This is a genomic window from Enterobacter cloacae complex sp. P14RS (genome assembly GCF_014895895.1).
Taxonomy (GTDB): Bacteria; Pseudomonadota; Gammaproteobacteria; order Enterobacterales; family Enterobacteriaceae; genus Enterobacter; species Enterobacter bugandensis.
Genome location: NZ_JADBQM010000021.1, coordinates 242,876 through 260,815 on the forward strand (window position 1 = coordinate 242,876; position 17,940 = coordinate 260,815).

The following is a 17,940-nucleotide window of genomic DNA, read 5'->3' on the forward strand; positions in this document are numbered from 1 at the left end:
TCCTAGGGGTAAATAAATTGCCAGAGGTTAATCTCCGGCTCGTTGTTGACGCGGATGACGGTGTTCCATTTACCGGCTCTGGAAGGTGTCGTGAAGTATAAAACAGAGAAGTTGGCTGATTTTTGCAGGTCGTCATAGACCAAATAAAGGGTTTTGCCGTGGCTATACATTTTGTCTGGCTGCGGCCAGACGCTGCCGGGCTCGTATACGTCGCTGCTGTCGGTGGTCAGGCTGAGGGTATAGCTGCCCTCCGTCTTCACCGGGAAGGTGACCTGCATTCTTGACTCCGTCTCCCGCCGGCCGAAGCGTTCATAGTTTATGCTCAATGAGTTAGCGGAATTGGTTTTGGCCGTATCGCTCACCACCCCGCTGGAAAACAGACCAGCAACCGCTGCGATGATAATAGCCAGGAGGACCACAAAACCCACCTGGCGAAATGAATATTCAAATCTCAACAAGCGATAACTCTCATCTATCCCGGGTAACTTTTCATTTTCATGCTTCATAGTCGTTGTCACCGTTTCGCTTATTTCAAGATAGTTTTGATTTCCAAAGAGAATGTTTTTAAGACTTATCACATTTGCCACATAAAGGAATAGCAACAATACTTAATATGTCAAGACACTCAAAAATGAAGGATATCAGATGAAATTATCACTTATTTCCGCTTTTTTGATATTTCTGGTTCCAGCTGCATGGGCAGATAATAACGGCGGGTTACAAAAAGGTGAAGCACCGCCACCGCCCCACGCGCTGGACAGCGGATATCGTGGAACCGACGACGCGCGTATTATGACCATCGATCAGGCAAAACAATTGCACGATGGCGCGACAATTTCATTGCGCGGTAATCTTATTGACGGTAGCGGCGATAAGTTTGTATTCCAGGATAAAACCGGAAAAATCGACGTTATTATTCCCCAGGCAGTCTTCGACGGCAGAACGGTAAAACCCGATCAGATGATCAGTATCAACGGTTCGCTTGATAAAAAATCATCGCCTGCCGTCGTTCGTGTTGATCGTTTGCAGAAATAATTCAGCGAAGCGTTAACGCTGCAACTATCCATCAAATCTCACCCCTTGGCTTAAGGAGTCAGCTATGAGTGATACTACACAACGTACGAACGCTTACCCGAAACCCCCGTTCCCGGAACAGCCGCAAACGCCGCCGGGACTGGCGTCTGAAATGCAGCCTGTACCCGATCACGGTGAAACAAGCTATAAAGGGCATGGCCGCCTTGCCGGCAAAAAAGCGCTGATCACCGGTGGTGACTCCGGGATTGGTCGCGCAGTGGCTATCGCCTACGCCCGCGAAGGGGCAGACGTCGCCATCAACTATCTGCCTGAAGAAGAGAAAGATGCCGCCGAGGTCATCGACCTGATCAAAGCGGAAGGCCGCAAGGCCATCGCGCTGCCAGGAGACGTCCGTGACGAGACCTTTTGCCAGAATCTGGTCGAAGAAGCCGTTTCGAAGCTGGGCGGGCTGGATATTCTGGTCAACAACGCAGGCCGTCAGCAGTTCCGGGAATCCCTTGAAGAGCTGACCACCGAAGATTTTGACGCGACGTTTAAAACCAACGTTTACGCCCCCTTCTGGATCACCAAGGCCGCCCTGCGCCACCTGAAAGCGTCGTCCGTGATCATTAACACTTCCTCCGTTCAGGCAGTGAAGCCCAGCCCCGTACTGCTGGACTATGCCCAGACGAAGGCCTGTCTGGCGGTGTTTACCAAATCCTTAGCCAAACAGCTGGGTCCGAAAGGCATTCGCGTCAACGCCGTCGCCCCCGGCCCGTACTGGACGGTACTCCAGTCCAGCGGCGGCCAGCCGATGGAGAAAGTGAAGGAGTTCGGAGGTGATACCCCGCTGGGTCGTCCGGGACAGCCCGTCGAGATTGCCCCGCTGTACGTCACGCTGGCCTCGGATGAGTGTTCCTTTACCTCCGGCCAGGTATGGTGTTCTGACGGCGGCGACGGCGTTATCTAAACCGGTTTGCAGCTTATCCCTCCGCAGTGAGCAATAAATGAACAAGGACGTTCATCACCCACCTCGCCTGAAAAACATGTTGTAACTCAAACAGATCAAATGTTAAAAATATTTTGCTATCAAGTTATCAAAATTAAACAACTTAACTTGTCACCCGCATCGCTCTGTTTTTAACATCGCCTATGGAAAAAAATGGTCTGTTCAGTCAGCGCATACGCTTGCGCCATTTGCATACATTTGTGGCCGTCGCTCAACAGGGAACGCTGGGGCGCGCGGCTGAAACTCTTAACCTGAGCCAGCCCGCGCTCTCAAAAACCCTTAACGAGCTGGAACAGCTGACCGGCGCCCGTCTATTTGACCGCGGTCGGCTGGGGGCACAGCTGACTCTGGTGGGCGAACAGTTCCTGACGCACGCCGTGAAGGTGCTGGATGCGCTCAACACCGCAGGCCAGTCCCTGCACCGAAAAGAAGAGCAGACCAGCGAGGTGGTGCGCGTCGGCGCCCTGCCAACCGCGGCGCTGGGGATCCTGCCGCCCGTTATTGGTCAGTTCCACAAACAGCAGCGCAATACCACTATTCAGGTTGCCACCATGAATAACACCATGCTGCTCGCGGGGCTGAAATCGGGTGAGCTTGATCTCGGTATCGGTCGAATGTCCGACCCCGAGCTGATGGGCGGTCTCAATTATGAACTGCTGTTCCTGGAATCCCTGAAGCTGGTGGTTCGACCCGATCATCCCCTGCTGCAGGACACGGTGACGTTAAGCCGGGTGATGGAGTGGCCGGTGGTGGTTTGCCCGAAAGGGACCGTCCCGCGCCAGGCCGCCGAAACCTTGCTGCAGATGCAGGGGTGTACGCTACCCTCAGGGTGCATCGAAACGCTTTCGGCTTCTCTTTCGCGCCAGCTTACTCTGGATTATGACTACGTCTGGTTCGTCCCCTCCGGTGCGGTAAAAGATGATTTGCGTCAGTGCACGCTGACCGCCCTGCCGATCGCCTCCCCCGGTGCGGGTGAACCCATCGGTATTTTGACCCGGGTAGATACTCCCCTTTCCACGGGCGCACAAACGCTACTGAGCGCTATCCGTAAATCTATGCCTGTCTGATTCCCTTCACCCCTCACCCAGTTCCCTCTCCCACAGGGAGAGGGAACTGGGCTGTGCGTTAATCAAATAATGCGGAATGATTCATTAACAATTGCGTAAAACAAATTAACAGTTTTATCATAACGGCGGGTTCACCATTTGGTTCGTTAATCGTTATATAAACAAGAATTCATTCGTTTTAATCATTGCTCTCCCCGCATTTATTATCCATATGGTACATATCCGGCAATGCGGAGAGATTCAAAGGAGACAGAAATGGCATTTGGCAGCGCGCCGCGCGGGATACCTCGTATTTTGCAGTGGCTCCTTGCCGGACTGATGTTGCTCATCGGTCTGGCGGTCGGCGGGTTGGGCTTCAAGCTCGCCGCCGTAGGCGGAAGTTTTTACTTCGTGATAATGGGCGTGGTGATGGTCATTGCCGCGCTCCTGATTTTCCTCAATCGCAGCAGCGGGATCGTGCTTTACGGCATCGCGTTTATTGCCTCGCTGTTCTGGGCGGTAAGCGATGCGGGCTGGGATTTCTGGCCGCTCTTCTCGCGCCTGTTCACTTTTGCCGTACTGGCCTTCCTCTGCGCCATCGTCTGGCCTTTCCTGCGCGCGGCCAACCGCGGCGCAGCGAATAAAGCCCCGGCTTATGGCGTTGCGGCGGTTCTCGCACTGGCGATGCTGGTCAGCCTCGGCTGGATGTTTAAGCCACAAACCCTCGTGGCGGCGAACGAGCCCGTTCCGGTGAAACCCGTTGCTCCCGGCGAACAGCAGAAAAACTGGGAACACTGGGGCAACACCACCCACGGCGACCGCTTCGCCGCGCTGGACCAGATTAACAAGCAAAACATCAGCGATCTGAAAGTCGCCTGGGTGGCGCACACCGGGGATATTCCGCAGAGCAACGGCTCAGGTGCGGAAGATCAGAACACGCCGCTGCAGATTGGCGACACGCTCTATGTCTGCACGCCGTACAGTAAAGTGCTGGCGCTGGACGTGGATTCAGGTAAAGAAAAATGGCGTTATGATTCGAAAGCCACCGCGCCGAACTGGCAGCGTTGCCGTGGTCTGGGCTACTTTGAAGATCATGCAAACGTGACAGCGTCACAGACCGGGAGGTCGCCAGCGGCATGCCCTCGCCGCCTGTTCCTGCCGACCACCGATGCCCGTCTGATTGCCATCAACGCGGATACCGGCAAGGTTTGCGACGACTTTGGTGACCATGGCACCGTTGACCTGAGCGTTGGCATGGGCGAAATCAAGCCGGGCTATTATCAGCAGACCTCCACGCCGCTGGTGGCCGGAAACGTTGTTGTCGTCGGCGGTCGCGTCGCGGATAACTTCTCCACCGGCGAACCGCCGGGCGTGGTGCGCGCCTACGACGTTCACACCGGTAAACTGGCCTGGGCGTGGGATCCGGGTAACCCGAACCTGACCGGCCTGCCTCCGGAAGGCCAGACTTATACCCGCGGTACGCCGAACGTCTGGTCTGCGATGTCTTACGACGCTAAGCTGAACCTGATCTACCTGCCAACCGGCAACGCCACGCCAGACTTCTGGGCAGGCGAGCGTACCGCGCTGGACGATAAGTACAGTTCCTCCATCGTCGCCGTCGACGCCGCCACCGGACAGGTGCGCTGGCATTTCCAGACCACCCACCACGACCTGTGGGACTTCGACCTGCCTTCCCAGCCGCTGCTGTACGACCTGCCGGACGGCAAAGGCGGCACCACGCCTGTACTGGTGCAGACCAGCAAGCAGGGCATGATCTTTATGCTCAACCGCGAAACCGGCAAGCCGGTGGCGAAAGTGGAGGAACGTCCAGTTCCGGCGGGTAACGTTGAAGGTGAACGCTACTCTCCGACCCAGCCGTACTCCGTGGGCATGCCGATGATTGGCAACCAGACGTTAACAGAGTCCGACATGTGGGGGGCGACGCCTGTCGACCTGCTTCTGTGCCGCATTCAGTTTAAAGAGATGCGTCATCAGGGCGTCTTCACCCCGCCGGGTCTCGACCGTTCCCTGCAGTTCCCCGGCTCGCTCGGCGGAATGAACTGGGGCAGCGTCTCCGTTGACCCGAACAACAGCCTGATGTTCGTCAACGATATGCGTCTGGGGCTGGCAAACTACATGGTGCCGCGCGCGAACGTGGCGAAAAACGCCAGCGGCATTGAGATGGGGATTGTCCCGATGGACGGCACGCCGTTCGGCGCAATGCGCGAACGCTTCCTGTCGCCGCTGGGCATTCCGTGCCAGAAGCCGCCGTTCGGAACCATGTCAGCTGTTGACCTGAAAACCGGCAAGCTGGTGTGGCAGGTACCGGTTGGTACCGTGGAAGATACCGGCCCGCTGGGCATTCGCATGCATATGCCAATCCCAATCGGGATGCCAACGCTGGGCGCGTCGCTGTCAACCCAGTCCGGCCTGCTGTTCTTCGCCGGCACCCAGGATTTCTATCTGCGCGCGTTTGATACCGCCACCGGGAAAGAGATCTGGAAGGACCGCCTGCCGGTCGGCAGCCAGTCCGGCCCGATGACCTACGTCTCGCCGAAAACCGGTAAGCAGTACATCGTCATTAACGCCGGGGGCGCTCGCCAGTCGCCGGATCGCGGTGATTACGTTATCGCGTACGCGTTACCCGATAAGCAGTAACGGATGAAAAAAGGGACCGAAAGGTCCCTTTTTTGTCGGCCGGGTAAACGAAGCGCCACCCGACACGGCCAGCGACTCAGAACGTTTCCCAGTTATCACCGTTATTCGCTACCGCCGGACGTAGTGCAGCAGGTTTTACTGCCGCAGAGTTCTTCTGTTGAGTACGCCCCTGAGCCTTACCGCTCAGACGAAACGCCCCGACCGCCTCTGTCAGACGCGCGCCCTGTTCCTCCAGCGACGCGGCCGCCGCGGAGGCCTCTTCCACCAGCGAGGCGTTCTGCTGGGTCACTTTATCCATCTCCGAAATAGCCTGGCTGACCTGCACGATACCGCGGCTCTGCTCGTCAGACGCGGCGGCAATCTCCAGCATGATGTCGGTGACGCGCTTCACCGCCTCGACGATCTCATTCATGGTATTGCCAGCGGCAACGACCTCACCGGAACCCTGGTCTATCAGCGAGACCGATTCGTTGATCAGGCTTTCGATCTCTTTTGCGGCGTTGGCGCTGCGGCTTGCAAGGGTACGAACTTCGCTGGCCACCACGGCGAACCCGCGTCCCTGCTCGCCCGCCCGCGCCGCTTCTACCGCCGCGTTAAGCGCCAGGATGTTGGTCTGGAAGGCGATGCTGTTGATCACCGCGGTAATCTCAGAGATTTTCTTCGAACTGCTTGAGATATTGCCCATAGTTTTCACCACACCGGAGACCATCTGGCCGCCGCGGCTGGCTTTCCCGGAGGCATCTTCCGCCAGCTTGCTGGCATGATGGGCGTTATCGGCGTTCTGCTTCACCGTCGCGGTCAGCTGCTCCATGCTGGCGGCAGTCTGTTCAATCGCCGCGGCCTGCTGCTCGGTGCGTGATGAGAGATCGGTGTTACCGGCAGAGATCTCGCTGGTACCCCGGTAGATCTCCTCCGCCCCCTGACGGACAGTGCCGACCGTTGTTTCAAGGGAGTGCTGCATGGTTTGCAGATCGCGCGTCAGGCGGCCAATTTCGCTGCGTCCGGCCACGTCGTCCGGCATCGTCAGGTCGCCTTTGGCGATATTCTCGATACGTTTCGCTGCACGCTGCAGCGGATTAATGACCGTGCGGCGCAGCACAACGAAGGTCATCGCGGTCAGCACCAGCGCCAGCGCAAACGCGCCCACCATAAACATCAGACCCAGCTGCGTGCGGCTGTGCGCCTGCGCCGTCAGCGCATTGGCGCGGTCGGTGCGGATCTTAATCGCCTTCAGCAGAACGGCGTTGTAAGCATCGTCCAGCGGGCGCGCGGTCTCATTTTCGTGGTTGATGATCGCCTCGAACATGCCGTTTTTGGCAAATTTGACCATCGGCTGGAGGCCCGCAATATAGGCGTCGTAGCGTGCCTTCAGGTCTGCATCCAGCGCTTCGTCCGCAGCGCTGCGCACGGAACGATGCATATAGGCGGTAAAGCTATCCTGGGACTGCTTAATGCGCGTTTCCGCCTCACGGATGTTCTGCTTCATGGCCTCCATCTCCGCGATACGGCTTGCCGCGCCGGCGTGGATCATATTGATACGCGCGGTGCGCAGATGGTTTGAGCTGTTCGACAGCCCCATACGCACCTGAATTTCGGACGTAACGTCCTGCTGATCGTTGTCGGCCTGTAGCAGGAAATACCCCGCCAGACCCGAGCTCAAGGCAAACAGCAGAATAATGCCACCGAGAATGGAGGAAAACAGCGGAACCAGCCTGATGTGATGCAGGAAGCTCAGCTTGCGCTGCGCCTGCATCGAAGAAGTGTTGTCCATGACCGTCGACTCTCTTATAGGTAAGATGCGCAAAAACACGCCTGTTAGATAGTCATCGGCACGGCAGAGATTTAGATTACGGCTAAAAACGCCGCACTGGTCACACTTTAGAGAAGATTATTAAAGAAATGCCAGCGGCTAAAAACCGCTGGCAGAAGAGTTACTTGTCGCCGAAATGAATGACGGTACGGATGGATTTTCCTTCGTGCATCAGATCGAACGCCTCGTTGATCTGTTCCAGCGGTAAACGGTGGGTAATGAACGGGTCGAGCTGAATTTTACCGACCATCGCGTCTTCCACCATGCCGGGAAGCTGGGTACGCCCCTTCACGCCGCCAAAGGCGGAGCCGCGCCAGACGCGTCCGGTTACCAGCTGGAATGGACGGGTTTTGATCTCCTGTCCTGCCCCGGCCACGCCGATGATGATGCTCTCACCCCAGCCCTTGTGGCAGCATTCCAGCGCAGAACGCATTACGTTGACGTTGCCGATACACTCGAAGCTGAAGTCCACGCCGCCGTCGGTCATCTCAACGATGACGTCCTGAATCGGTTTCTCGTGATCCTTCGGGTTCACGAAATCGGTCGCGCCCATTTCACCCGCCAGCTTGAATTTTTCCGGGTTGGTATCGACCGCGATGATACGCCCGGCCTTCGCCTGCACCGCGCCCTGAATAACTGCCAGACCAATACCGCCGAGACCGAACACCGCCACGGTGTCGCCCTCTTTGACTTTTGCCGTGTTATGCACCGCGCCAATGCCGGTAGTTACGCCGCAGCCCAGCAGGCAGACTTTATCCAGCGGCGCCTGCGGGTTGACCTTCGCCAGCGAGATCTCCGCGCAAACGGTGTATTCGCTGAAGGTGCTGGTACCCATGTAGTGATAGATTGGCTCACCGTTGTAGGAGAAACGGGTGGTGCCGTCCGGCATCAGCCCTTTCCCCTGAGTGGCGCGCACGGCCTGGCAGAGGTTAGTTTTGCCGGATTTACAGAACTTACACTCGCCGCATTCCGCCGTGTACAACGGGATAACGTGATCGCCTGGCTTCAGGCTGGTCACGCCCTCGCCCACTTCCACCACAATCCCGCCGCCTTCATGACCCAGCACCGCCGGGAAGACGCCTTCCGGATCGTCACCGGAGAGGGTAAACGCATCGGTATGGCACACGCCGGTATGGGTGATTTTGATCAGCACTTCGCCTTTTTTCGGCGGTGCGACGTCGATGTCGACGATTTTCAGCGGCTGGCCGGGGCCAAATGCAACAGCTGCGCGAGATTTCATCATGTCTTCCCTTTTTGTCAGGTGTGTGGATTTATTTTAGATAAGAGCGCAGCAAATGGCCGACTTCCGCCATGCGTACGGCTCGCTGATCCGGCGTTGTGTCTCCCGTCACCAGCTCGTCTTTGAGATGTATTTCAACCATTTCGCCCATCAGGCCATTGGCAGCGCCGCGCACGGCGGCAATTTGCTGCAGGATGGCCAGACAGGGGTCGCCCGACTCCAGCGCGCGTTCAAGGGCATCAACCTGGCCCCGAATGCGGCGGACGCGGGTAAGAATACGTTTTTTATCTTCGGGTGAGTGCGGCATATGCCCTCCTGATACTATAGGGGGGTATGGTATATGAGTTATCTTACATATGTAAACTTACTTTTAACGTGAAATCTAGATCGCGCTGAGCTTATCCGGCACTCATCCCCCTGCAATCTTGCGCCAGCATTTGCAGCTCCTCCTGAAGCCATCGGGTCGCCCCCCGCTGGCCGCTGCGCTTATGCGAGTAAATTTTCACCTCAAATTTGGGAATAGAGAACGGCAAGGCAAAAATCCTCAGTTCCGCCGCCGCCACCAGCTTCTCGGCGGCGTAACGAGGAATGGCCATCAGCAGGTCGCTATCCGCAACGATAAACGGCGCGCTCAGCATCGACGGCGTTTTGATCGCAATGTGCCGCGTATAGCCCAGCTGCTCGAGCCGCACGTCCAGGACGCCCTGCTTTTCATTCCACGGCGTCACCACCAGGTGTCGGGCAGCGAGATAATCCTCCAGCGTCAGCCGGGTCCGGCGTGCGTTGCTGATGACCACATACTCATCTTCAAACCAGCCGATCTCTTCCAGTTCCGGATGGCGGATATCGTCCTCGGTGCTGAAACCGAGCGCCAGATCCACTTCACCGGCCAGGAGTTCCGTCAGCGCCGGGCTGTGCGGCAGATAGCGCAATTCGAAACGCAAGCCCGGGGCAGCAGTCTGCAGCTTGTGCATCAGGGCGGGAAAAATACATAGCGCGGTAAAATCCGTAATCCCAATTTGCAAGCTTTCGGTACTGCTGGCGGCGTCAAACTCCGGCTGCGGGGTCAGCTCCTGATTAAGGAACGACAATGCGGAAGCAATAGAAGGCGCAAGCTGAGAGGCGTACACGCTGGGGGACATACGATGCCCTTCCCGAAAAAAGAGCGGATCGTTAAGGGCTGTGCGCAGACGCGACAGCGCATGGCTCAGCGCCGAGGTGCTCATCGCCAGCTCGTCGGCTGCGAGGCGAACGGAACGGTGGCGGTAAATGGCGTCAAAAACGGGCAGCAGGTTTAAATCAAGACGTCTCAGCGCCGGATGCATAATATTCATCATTTGTTGATTTCATTGCACTTAATTCTTCGGACAATACTCCGTATGCTTAACGCCATCAATCGCGAACCGTGCAAAAAAACAGGAAAAACAATGAACATAACCCTTCGTCAGGCCCGTCCCGAAGATGCAGCGGCTATTTACGCCATGATCTATGAGCTGGCGGTATATGAAAAAGCCCCCGAAGAGGTCGTAACCACGCCGGACGAGATCCGGGAAACCCTCTTTGGTGCGGGCAGTAAAACCGAGGCGTTGATCGCTGAGTTTGACGGCAGGATCGCCGGCTATGCCGTGTTCTTCACCAGCTATTCGACCTGGCTTGGACGCAACGGGATTTATATGGAAGACCTGTACATTTCCCCGGACTACCGCGGTAAAGGCGCAGGCAGAGCGCTGCTGAAACATATCGCTCAACTCGCGGTAAAACGGCAATGTGGCCGCCTTGAATGGAGCGTGCTGGACTGGAACCAGCCCGCCATCGATTTTTATCTCAGCATTGGCGCGCTGCCGCAGTCCGAATGGGTGCGCTACCGTCTTGACGGCGAAGCGCTGCTCAAATTTGCCGAATAGCGGCACCGCTCAGCGCGAGGATCCCGACCAGGCGGATCCTCGATTCCCGCCAGTACCGTCTGAAGACATTAATAACTTGTGCTACAATTCCATAAATTTCATTAACATATTGTAGAACAACATGAGTACAACCCCCTTCATCCGCCCGCAGCTCACCCTGCCAAACGGCGCCGATAAACTTCTGCTGCACTCCTGCTGCGCCCCCTGCTCCGGTGAAGTCATGGAAGCTATCCAGGCCTCGGGCATTGACTACACCATTTTCTTCTATAACCCCAACATCCATCCGCAAAAGGAATACCTCATCCGTAAGGAAGAAAACATTCGTTTTGCAGAAAAACACGGCGTGCCGTTTGTTGATGCCGATTATGATACTGATAACTGGTTCGAGCGTGCCAAAGGCATGGAGTGGGAGCCCGAGCGCGGCGTCCGCTGCACCATGTGCTTCGATATGCGCTTCGAGCGTACGGCGCTCTACGCGGCGGAAAATGGTTTCAGCGTTATCAGCAGCTCGCTGGGGATCTCTCGCTGGAAGAATATGCAGCAGATCAATGACTGCGGCCAGCGTGCGGCAGCGCGCTATCCGGGGATGGTCTACTGGGACTACAACTGGCGCAAACAGGGCGGCTCATCACGCATGATTGAGATCAGCAAGCGGGAACAGTTTTACCAGCAGGAATACTGCGGCTGCGTGTATTCCCTTCGGGACAGCAACCTGCACCGCAAGTCTCAGGGCCGCCCGCTTATCCGCATTGGCAAGCTGTATTACGGCCAGGATGAGAACGAAAAATAACGCCCTCTTCTGGTGTAGATATATCCGAAAACCGGCCAATTCCCTCCGAAATTTAGCGTTCCGCCTCTCATCTTTTCAAAGAGAGGCTATCCTTTAACTATCAACAAAAGGAGGCAAAAATGTCTGATTTCGGTACTGATAAAAACACCCAGTTTGCTGAAGACAAAGCAAAAAATAAATTTGATGAACTTTCAGGTTCAGCCCAGCAGCAGTTCGGTGAATTCGTTGATTCACCGAAGCATCAGGTAAAAGGTGCTGCGAAAAAATATGCCGCACAGGCCAGCGATGCTGTCTCTGACGTGACTGAAGCGGTCAGAAATAACCCGCTCACCGGTCTTATCGCCGCGGGTGCGGTTGGTATTGTGCTTGGCCTGTTGCTGGGACGCAAATAAACAAGGCCCTTCGGGGCTTTATTTTTTAGCTGAACAATCTCACCATGCGGTCTAATTCCTCCTCTTTCACGGCGCGCGAGAGATAATATCCCTGAAAGTTTTTCACACCCAGCTCGACTAATTTTTCAAACTTCTCCTCACTGTCAACGCCCTCTGCAATGCAAGCTGTTCCGGTCATATCGCTGTAAATCTGTATCGCTTTAATCAGATTATAATCGTTGTCGTTCGCCACAAAATGATCGACGATGTCCCGATCCAGTTTCAGCCCATCAAAATGCACCTGCCTCACGGGGAACATGGCATGATGGCTTGAGAAGCAGTCGTCAAGAAACAGTTTGCACCCCGTATTACGCAGGTGCCGCATGGTTTCTGGGATGCTTTTATCTTTCGTTACATCAATATCTTCCGCGAATTCAAAGACCAGCTTTTCTGCCCACTGGGGGTTAAGCAGCATGCCGATGGCTTTCCTGGCCATCTCTGGCAGCGCGTTCCCGGACGCCAGGCGAGGCGGAATATTAACGGAAAAATAGAATTTACCGTTATATTTATTTATCCCGGACACGGCGGCGTGGATCACCATAGCCGTAATCTTTAGCCATACTTCATAATTAGCGATATCATTCAGAAAACGCGCTGGCTTTACTATTTTACCGTTCTTATTCCAGCGAATAAGTATCTCAAACCCCACCCCTTTCTTGTCACGATCGGTAATGATCTGGTAGGCGGGAAATATCTCCCTTTTCACCAGCGCATTAAAAACTTCCGCTTCTTTATCCGTGAAGTCCACTCTTTGATTTTGGCTTTTAATCCGCCTTTCCACTTTTACATTGCGCGGTTCATTCAACCATCGCTTGATACAATGTAATTTCTGCAGACCTTCTTTACGATGGGTGTAAACCGTTTTATTAGAAAGCCTCAGTTTGTCGCACAGGTCTTTTATAGACATGCCGCGATAGAAGTTCAATAAAACATCAACCTCTCTTCTTGTCAGCCATTTGAGCTTTTCTGACGAAGAACAGTCCAGATAGTAATCGCGTAATAAGCGCGAGCGGTCCTTAAAGCCATTATTGTGGGTGTGGAAACAGGTTATTACATCAGATACGCTGGCTATGCGAATCAATGATAATTGATGACTGTTATTTAGAAGACTACCCAGGGTTCGATACAGCCAGCTGTCCGGTATATCACCATACAGGGTAACACGACGAATAACAGGAAGTGAATTGAGTACGGCTGCCAGTCGCGTCAGGCTCTCCAGGAGAGCTACCGTACCTTTTCCCAGGAACACTACGATGTGAGCGTTTTGATGAATAAGGATATTTTCCTTGTCAGGATCAGATAACGCATCTCCATCAAAGTGAATATGCGCAGTCTCTATGCCGTACTTTTTGAGCAGCAGGTGATATCCCTGAAACGTAAAGCCGCAGGTTGAAATGACAAATCTTTGCTCGTTGCACGCAACATTCCTGAGAGAAATTTGGTGGGTCATAACCTGCTCCTGGGCACGAAAGCGCCATTATTATTATGAGTATGGAAACCAACAGCGGTGTGTATAATAATTTTACAATACACCATCAGGTTAAGATACTGTTATCAACGCCATGCACTGTAACATCTTTGCGTTAATCACCCTTTTCCCACGCATAAATATAACTCTATATTTCTTTTAAAATACCGACCGCAAGCCACTTTTTCTCAGGTATAATGAAAATTCCGAAAAAGAAGGCTGGATACTTCATCTATCGGCTCATCAAATACGAGAAAAATGCTATGGATAATCACATCTCATCCAGGGCCTTGCTACATCGAAGGGATGTTATAAAAAGCAACCCGCGGTTTAGTGAGGCAATATTAGAGCACTACACAATCAATGACGCCATCTACAAAAAACAACCCTTGTTCTACAAGACAATGCTTCAGGAATCACGGTTTAACATTATTCTTTCCATGTGTTGTTTTATATTTGGCAATCAGGCCGAATCCGTCTCAGAGATAAAAGAGTTATGTTCCCGCTATAAAATAGCCAGCCCCAACAGCGTTATTGCGATCATTACGTTACTCCGAACCACGGGACGCATCAGGACCTGGCGCTGTACGGAAGACCGGCGAAAAACGAGAATTGCCCCAACCGAAAAAGGATTGAATGAACTCAAACGCTATATGTCCGGTGCATTTTTACCCGTCAGCATTCTTTACCCGACGTTTAATATTGATGTTAACCTGCTGGATAATGACACATTGAGAAATAATTTCTTCCGCCGCGCGGCAGAATATCTTTTTCGGGGATTAACGTTCAGAAAAGTTTTACCGGAAGTGGGGTTATTTATTGATAAGGATGGAGGCCGCATGATTCTGCTGTATCTTTACCTGCAGGCCATAAAAAACAAATCCGCCCACGGCGCGGTTATTCAATACTCCGCCAGCACGCTCGCTAAAGAATTCTTTGTCTCCCGGATCCACGTCAACCGGATTATCAAATCGGCGCATGAGGCAGGTTATCTTAAAGATCGCGGTGACGGTCGCCTGTCGGTGTATCCGGCGTTTTTCGAACTGGTCGAAAACTATGCCGGATTATATTTCGCCTATGTTACTCATTACATTAACGTGGTGCCGAAGGAGCGACGCCACCCAAACAACGTAACGTCAACGGTATAATACAAATGGCGTTCGGTATCCCGAACGCCAATCTTTATCTTTCGCGCAGCGCCTCTTTTGCCTTGTTCAGCGGTTTCAACAGATAATCCAGGATGGTTTTGCTGCCGGTTTTAATATCTACCGTTGCAATCATCCCTGGAAAGACCGGAAAGTCTTTGCCCTGCTTATTGGTCAGGTGGTTACTGTCGGTGCGGATATAGACGCGGTAGTAGTAGACATCTCTTTTCACCTCGTCCTGCAGGGTGTCCGGCGAAATCATGGTCACCTCGCCCTCCAGCCCGCCATAGATGGAGTAGTCATAGGCCGTAATTTTCACCAGCGCTTTCTGGCCGGGGTGGATAAACGCGACATCGCGCGGCGAGATTTTCGCCTCAACCACCATCTGGTCGTCCAGCGGGACCAGGCTCATCAGCTTGCCGTTCGGGGGAATAACGCCGCCCACGGTCGTCACGTCAATATCCTTCACAATCCCACGCACCGGCGCGTTGAAGGTCAGCCGGGTCAGGGAGTCCTCACGCCCTTTCATCACCGAACGCTGGGCTTCAATCTCCGCGTTGGCTTTCGCCAGCTCTTCACGGGCGCGGACGTAATACTGATTTTTCATCTCGGTGATTTTATTCTCAAGCTCATTTTTTTGACGCTCAAGACGTAACACCTCAACCTTGCTGGCCGCCCCCTGGGTCACCAGCGGACGGGTCAACGACAGCTCGCGCTGCACCAGCTCGGCGCCCTGACGTAAGCCGGCCAGCCCTTTTTCAAGGCTCTCGCGACGGGACTGATAGAGCGCCGTTTCCTGTTTGACCAGCTCAACGTCATCGTCCAGCTCCTCGGGAAACGCGAGTTCCGTGTCGTTAACTTCGGCCTTCAGTCGCGCAGCCGTTGCCAGCGCCGCGTTCAGACGAGACTCGCTCTCCAGCACGCTGGACTCGGTTTTAGTCCGGTCAAGCTGTGCCAGCTGCTGACCGCGCTCAACGATATCGCCTTCGCGAACCAGCAGGCTGTGGATAATCCCTCCTTCCAGGGACTGAATCACCTGCTCATGGGAGGACGGGATCACCTTGCCGCTGCCGGTCGTGACTTCGTCCAGCTGGAACAGGCTCGCCCAGGCGATAAACACCGCCAGCAGGGCGAACAGCGACCATGCTACCAGCGAGGAACGCGGCAGGCGCGGCTCTTTCAGACGGCTGTTATAACGGGAGAAATCGTTCATGCCGCACCCTCCTCTGCTACAGCCGCCGGCTTCATGGTCACGGTGCGCTGTGCCGCCTTTTGCGGCGCCAGCCCGTGCTGATGCAGGATCGCGTCGCGCGGGCCGTCCATCACCACCTTGCCGTTTTCCAGCACAATAATGCGGTCGACCAAATCCAGAATCGGCAGGCGATGCGTTGCCACCACCAGCGTCCGGCGCTTGCCCAGCCATTTGTGAAGATGCTGAATAAACTGCTTCTCGCTCATCTCGTCCAGCCAGGCGGTAGGCTCATCCAGCAGCAGGATATTCGGGGCAGTTATCAGCGCGCGCGCCAGCAGCAGCGCCTGACGCTGTCCGCCGGAGAGGCCCGTTCCGCCCTCGTTGATGATGGTGTTCAGCCCCATTTTCTGCTTACGCACGTACTCCAGCGCGCCGCTATTGACCAGCGCCTGATGAATTTCATCGTCGGTGGCGAGCGGGTTCCCCATCAGGATATTGTCCCGCACGGAGCCAAAGAACAGCCGCGCCTGCTGGCTAAGCAGCTGCATGTCGCGACGCAGGTCGGCCGGGTCCAGATGATTGAGAGCAATATCGTCCAGCAGAATGCTCCCCTGCTGCGGCTCCTGCATGCCCGCCAGAAGCTGCAGCAGCGTGCTTTTACCGGAGCCGTTACGCCCGAGCACCGCCACGCGCTCACCGGCGCGAATCTGCAGTTTGCTGATGTTCAGCACGGTGAGTTTCTCTTCCTCGTCATAGTAGAAGCCGACGTCTTCCAGCCGGTAATCCCCGCGCAGGTGGGCTTTATGCACCTTCTTCCCGTGCTGCGGATCGTCAATCGGGCGCTGCATCAGGTCGTCCAGCCCCTTGCGGGCCACTTTTGCCGACTGCCAGCGCGAGAGCACGCCAGAGATCTGCGACAGCGGCGCGATGGTACGCGATGCCAGAATCGAGGTTCCCACCAGCGCACCGGTGGTCATGTCGCCGCTGATGACCAGGTAACAGCCCACCAGCAGGACCACCGCATAGACGATGGACTGCACCTCCTGAGTCCAGGTCAACAGCAGCCCCGTCAGCCAGCGCTGCTTCATGCCGACGCTGGCGGCCACGTCGTTGGTGTTGTTCCACTGGTTCTGGAAACGCTGCTCGGCGCGCATCAGCTTGATGTCTTCAATGCCCTGCACCGCTTCTACCAGCGTCGCGTTACGAATGGCAGATTCGCGCATCCCTTCGCTGGAGAGTTTCCCCAGCGGGCGCTGCACCAGCAGGCCCGGAATAAGCAGCAGCGGCACAGCGAGCAGGACCACCAGCACCAGTGGGCCGCCAATCATCCACAGAATAAAGACGAACAGCAGGAAGAACGGCAGGTCGGAGATCGCCGCAATGGTGGTGGAGGTGATGAGTTCACGCACCGACTCCAGCTCGCGGATCTGGGCGATAAACGATCCGGTTGATTTGGAGCGCGCCCCGTTTTTAATTCGCAGCGCGTGGGCAAAAACGCGTTCTGAGATGCGCAGGTCGGCGCGTTTCCCCACCACGTCCGAAATATGCACGCGCAGCATGCGCATGATGAATTCAAACACGATGGCGAGCATGACGCCGCCAAACAGCACCCACAGCGTGGCCTCCGACTGCGACGGCACCACCCTGTCGTATACCTGCATGGAGAAGACCATGCCGGAGAGTGCCAGCACGTTAGCGACCAGCGCCACCAGCATGATGTCGCTGTAGCGGCGCCAGTCCTTCAGCGCCAGCTGCCAGAACCAGTTTTTCTCATACGGTTTGATGTAGTCGTCCACGCGTGCATCCGGCGTAGACTCTAGCGGGCGCAGCACCAGCAGCGTTTTCAACCGTGAGCCGAGCGCGTCCCGCGTTAGCGTCGTCTCCAGCCCGCCGTCGCCGCTGAACTGCAGGCTTACGTTGCCTTCGTTGTCCATGCGGTTAATGACCGCGATTTGACCGCCAGTGAATTCCGCCAGCAGCGGCAGGCGCCACGGATCGAGAGATGTTGCATCCGTCGCCACGCGCATTCCCAGCCCTAGCTGGCGCGCCATCTCCTCCAGCACCAGCTGGCGCGGAGACTGACTTTCATGGTTAATCGTGACCCGAACGTGCTCCACCGAAAAGTCCAGCCGGTAGTGCTTCGCGATGATGAGCATGCCCTGCAGCCAGGGTTCGTACTGTGGATGTGTCTTCATAATCTCCGGGTTAACGCCATTCGTGTAAAGAAACGCCA

Annotated in this window: 16 protein-coding genes; 8 read left to right on the plus strand and 8 right to left on the minus strand. The window is 55.4% G+C overall.

Translation table 11 applies throughout. The features are described 5' to 3' along the window. Positions 1–2 precede the first annotated feature (2 nt). On the minus strand, positions 3–506 hold the full coding sequence (locus tag IM295_RS17280; RefSeq protein WP_193067053.1) for a hypothetical protein: 504 nt from the start codon (positions 504–506) through the stop codon (positions 3–5). Between the two features lie 139 nt (positions 507–645). Between IM295_RS17280 and IM295_RS17285 the strand changes: the two genes are divergently transcribed. From IM295_RS17285 to IM295_RS17300, 4 genes are all read left to right on the plus strand, one after another. Beyond that, on the plus strand, positions 646–1,035 hold the full coding sequence (locus IM295_RS17285) for a YdeI family stress tolerance OB fold protein (RefSeq protein WP_008502282.1): 390 nt from the start codon (positions 646–648) through the stop codon (positions 1,033–1,035). Positions 1,036–1,099: 64 nt separating this feature from the next. Continuing rightward, positions 1,100–1,984: an SDR family oxidoreductase gene (locus IM295_RS17290; protein ID WP_028013098.1), complete on the plus strand. Its 885-nt coding sequence runs from the start codon at positions 1,100–1,102 to the stop codon at positions 1,982–1,984. 182 nt (positions 1,985–2,166) lie between these two features. Then, positions 2,167–3,090, plus strand: coding sequence for a LysR substrate-binding domain-containing protein (locus IM295_RS17295; RefSeq protein WP_193067054.1), 924 nt, complete (start codon positions 2,167–2,169; stop codon positions 3,088–3,090). A gap of 255 nt (positions 3,091–3,345) precedes the next feature. Further along, positions 3,346–5,727: a glucose/quinate/shikimate family membrane-bound PQQ-dependent dehydrogenase gene (locus IM295_RS17300; RefSeq protein ID WP_193067055.1), complete on the plus strand. Its 2,382-nt coding sequence runs from the start codon at positions 3,346–3,348 to the stop codon at positions 5,725–5,727. A 76-nt stretch (positions 5,728–5,803) separates the two neighbouring features. Here the strand turns inward: IM295_RS17300 and IM295_RS17305 are convergent, their stop codons facing one another. The 4 genes from IM295_RS17305 to IM295_RS17320 all read right to left on the minus strand — a co-directional run bounded on the left by IM295_RS17305 (position 5,804) and on the right by IM295_RS17320 (position 10,114). After that, a complete protein-coding gene (locus IM295_RS17305; protein ID WP_193067056.1) occupies positions 5,804–7,498 on the minus strand; it encodes a methyl-accepting chemotaxis protein in 1,695 nt (564 codons plus the stop codon). Positions 7,499–7,658: 160 nt separating this feature from the next. After that, positions 7,659–8,777 (minus strand): S-(hydroxymethyl)glutathione dehydrogenase/class III alcohol dehydrogenase, encoded by a 1,119-nt coding sequence (locus IM295_RS17310; RefSeq protein WP_041910069.1) that lies wholly within the window; start codon positions 8,775–8,777, stop codon positions 7,659–7,661. A gap of 31 nt (positions 8,778–8,808) precedes the next feature. Further along, positions 8,809–9,084, minus strand: coding sequence for a metal/formaldehyde-sensitive transcriptional repressor (locus IM295_RS17315; protein ID WP_028013093.1), 276 nt, complete (start codon positions 9,082–9,084; stop codon positions 8,809–8,811). A gap of 91 nt (positions 9,085–9,175) precedes the next feature. Beyond that, complete coding sequence (locus tag IM295_RS17320) at positions 9,176–10,114, minus strand: LysR family transcriptional regulator (protein ID WP_193067057.1); 939 nt, start codon at positions 10,112–10,114, stop codon at positions 9,176–9,178. Between the two features lie 90 nt (positions 10,115–10,204). On the opposite strand from IM295_RS17320, the gene IM295_RS17325 reads away from it, so the two are divergent. From IM295_RS17325 to IM295_RS17335, 3 genes are all read left to right on the plus strand, one after another. Continuing rightward, a complete protein-coding gene (locus tag IM295_RS17325) occupies positions 10,205–10,681 on the plus strand; it encodes a GNAT family N-acetyltransferase (RefSeq protein ID WP_193067058.1) in 477 nt (158 codons plus the stop codon). 121 nt (positions 10,682–10,802) lie between these two features. After that, positions 10,803–11,471: an epoxyqueuosine reductase QueH gene (locus tag IM295_RS17330; RefSeq protein WP_028013090.1), complete on the plus strand. Its 669-nt coding sequence runs from the start codon at positions 10,803–10,805 to the stop codon at positions 11,469–11,471. Positions 11,472–11,590: 119 nt separating this feature from the next. Next, positions 11,591–11,863, plus strand: a complete 273-nt coding sequence (locus IM295_RS17335) for a YqjD family protein (RefSeq protein ID WP_028013089.1) — start codon at positions 11,591–11,593, stop codon at positions 11,861–11,863. Positions 11,864–11,888: 25 nt separating this feature from the next. Here the strand turns inward: IM295_RS17335 and IM295_RS17340 are convergent, their stop codons facing one another. Then, positions 11,889–13,352: an EAL domain-containing protein gene (locus tag IM295_RS17340; protein WP_193067059.1), complete on the minus strand. Its 1,464-nt coding sequence runs from the start codon at positions 13,350–13,352 to the stop codon at positions 11,889–11,891. A gap of 281 nt (positions 13,353–13,633) precedes the next feature. Between IM295_RS17340 and IM295_RS17345 the strand changes: the two genes are divergently transcribed. Continuing rightward, entirely contained in the window at positions 13,634–14,518 is an 885-nt protein-coding gene (locus IM295_RS17345; protein WP_193067116.1) for a MarR family transcriptional regulator, read from the plus strand. A 34-nt stretch (positions 14,519–14,552) separates the two neighbouring features. Here IM295_RS17345 and IM295_RS17350 read toward each other — a convergent pair whose 3' ends face one another. Then, complete coding sequence (locus IM295_RS17350) at positions 14,553–15,728, minus strand: HlyD family type I secretion periplasmic adaptor subunit (RefSeq protein ID WP_028013086.1); 1,176 nt, start codon at positions 15,726–15,728, stop codon at positions 14,553–14,555. Continuing rightward, positions 15,725–17,902 (minus strand): type I secretion system permease/ATPase, encoded by a 2,178-nt coding sequence (locus IM295_RS17355; RefSeq protein WP_047368514.1) that lies wholly within the window; start codon positions 17,900–17,902, stop codon positions 15,725–15,727. Before IM295_RS17355 ends, IM295_RS17350 begins: the two co-directional genes overlap by 4 nt. Positions 17,903–17,940: the final 38 nt, after the last annotated feature.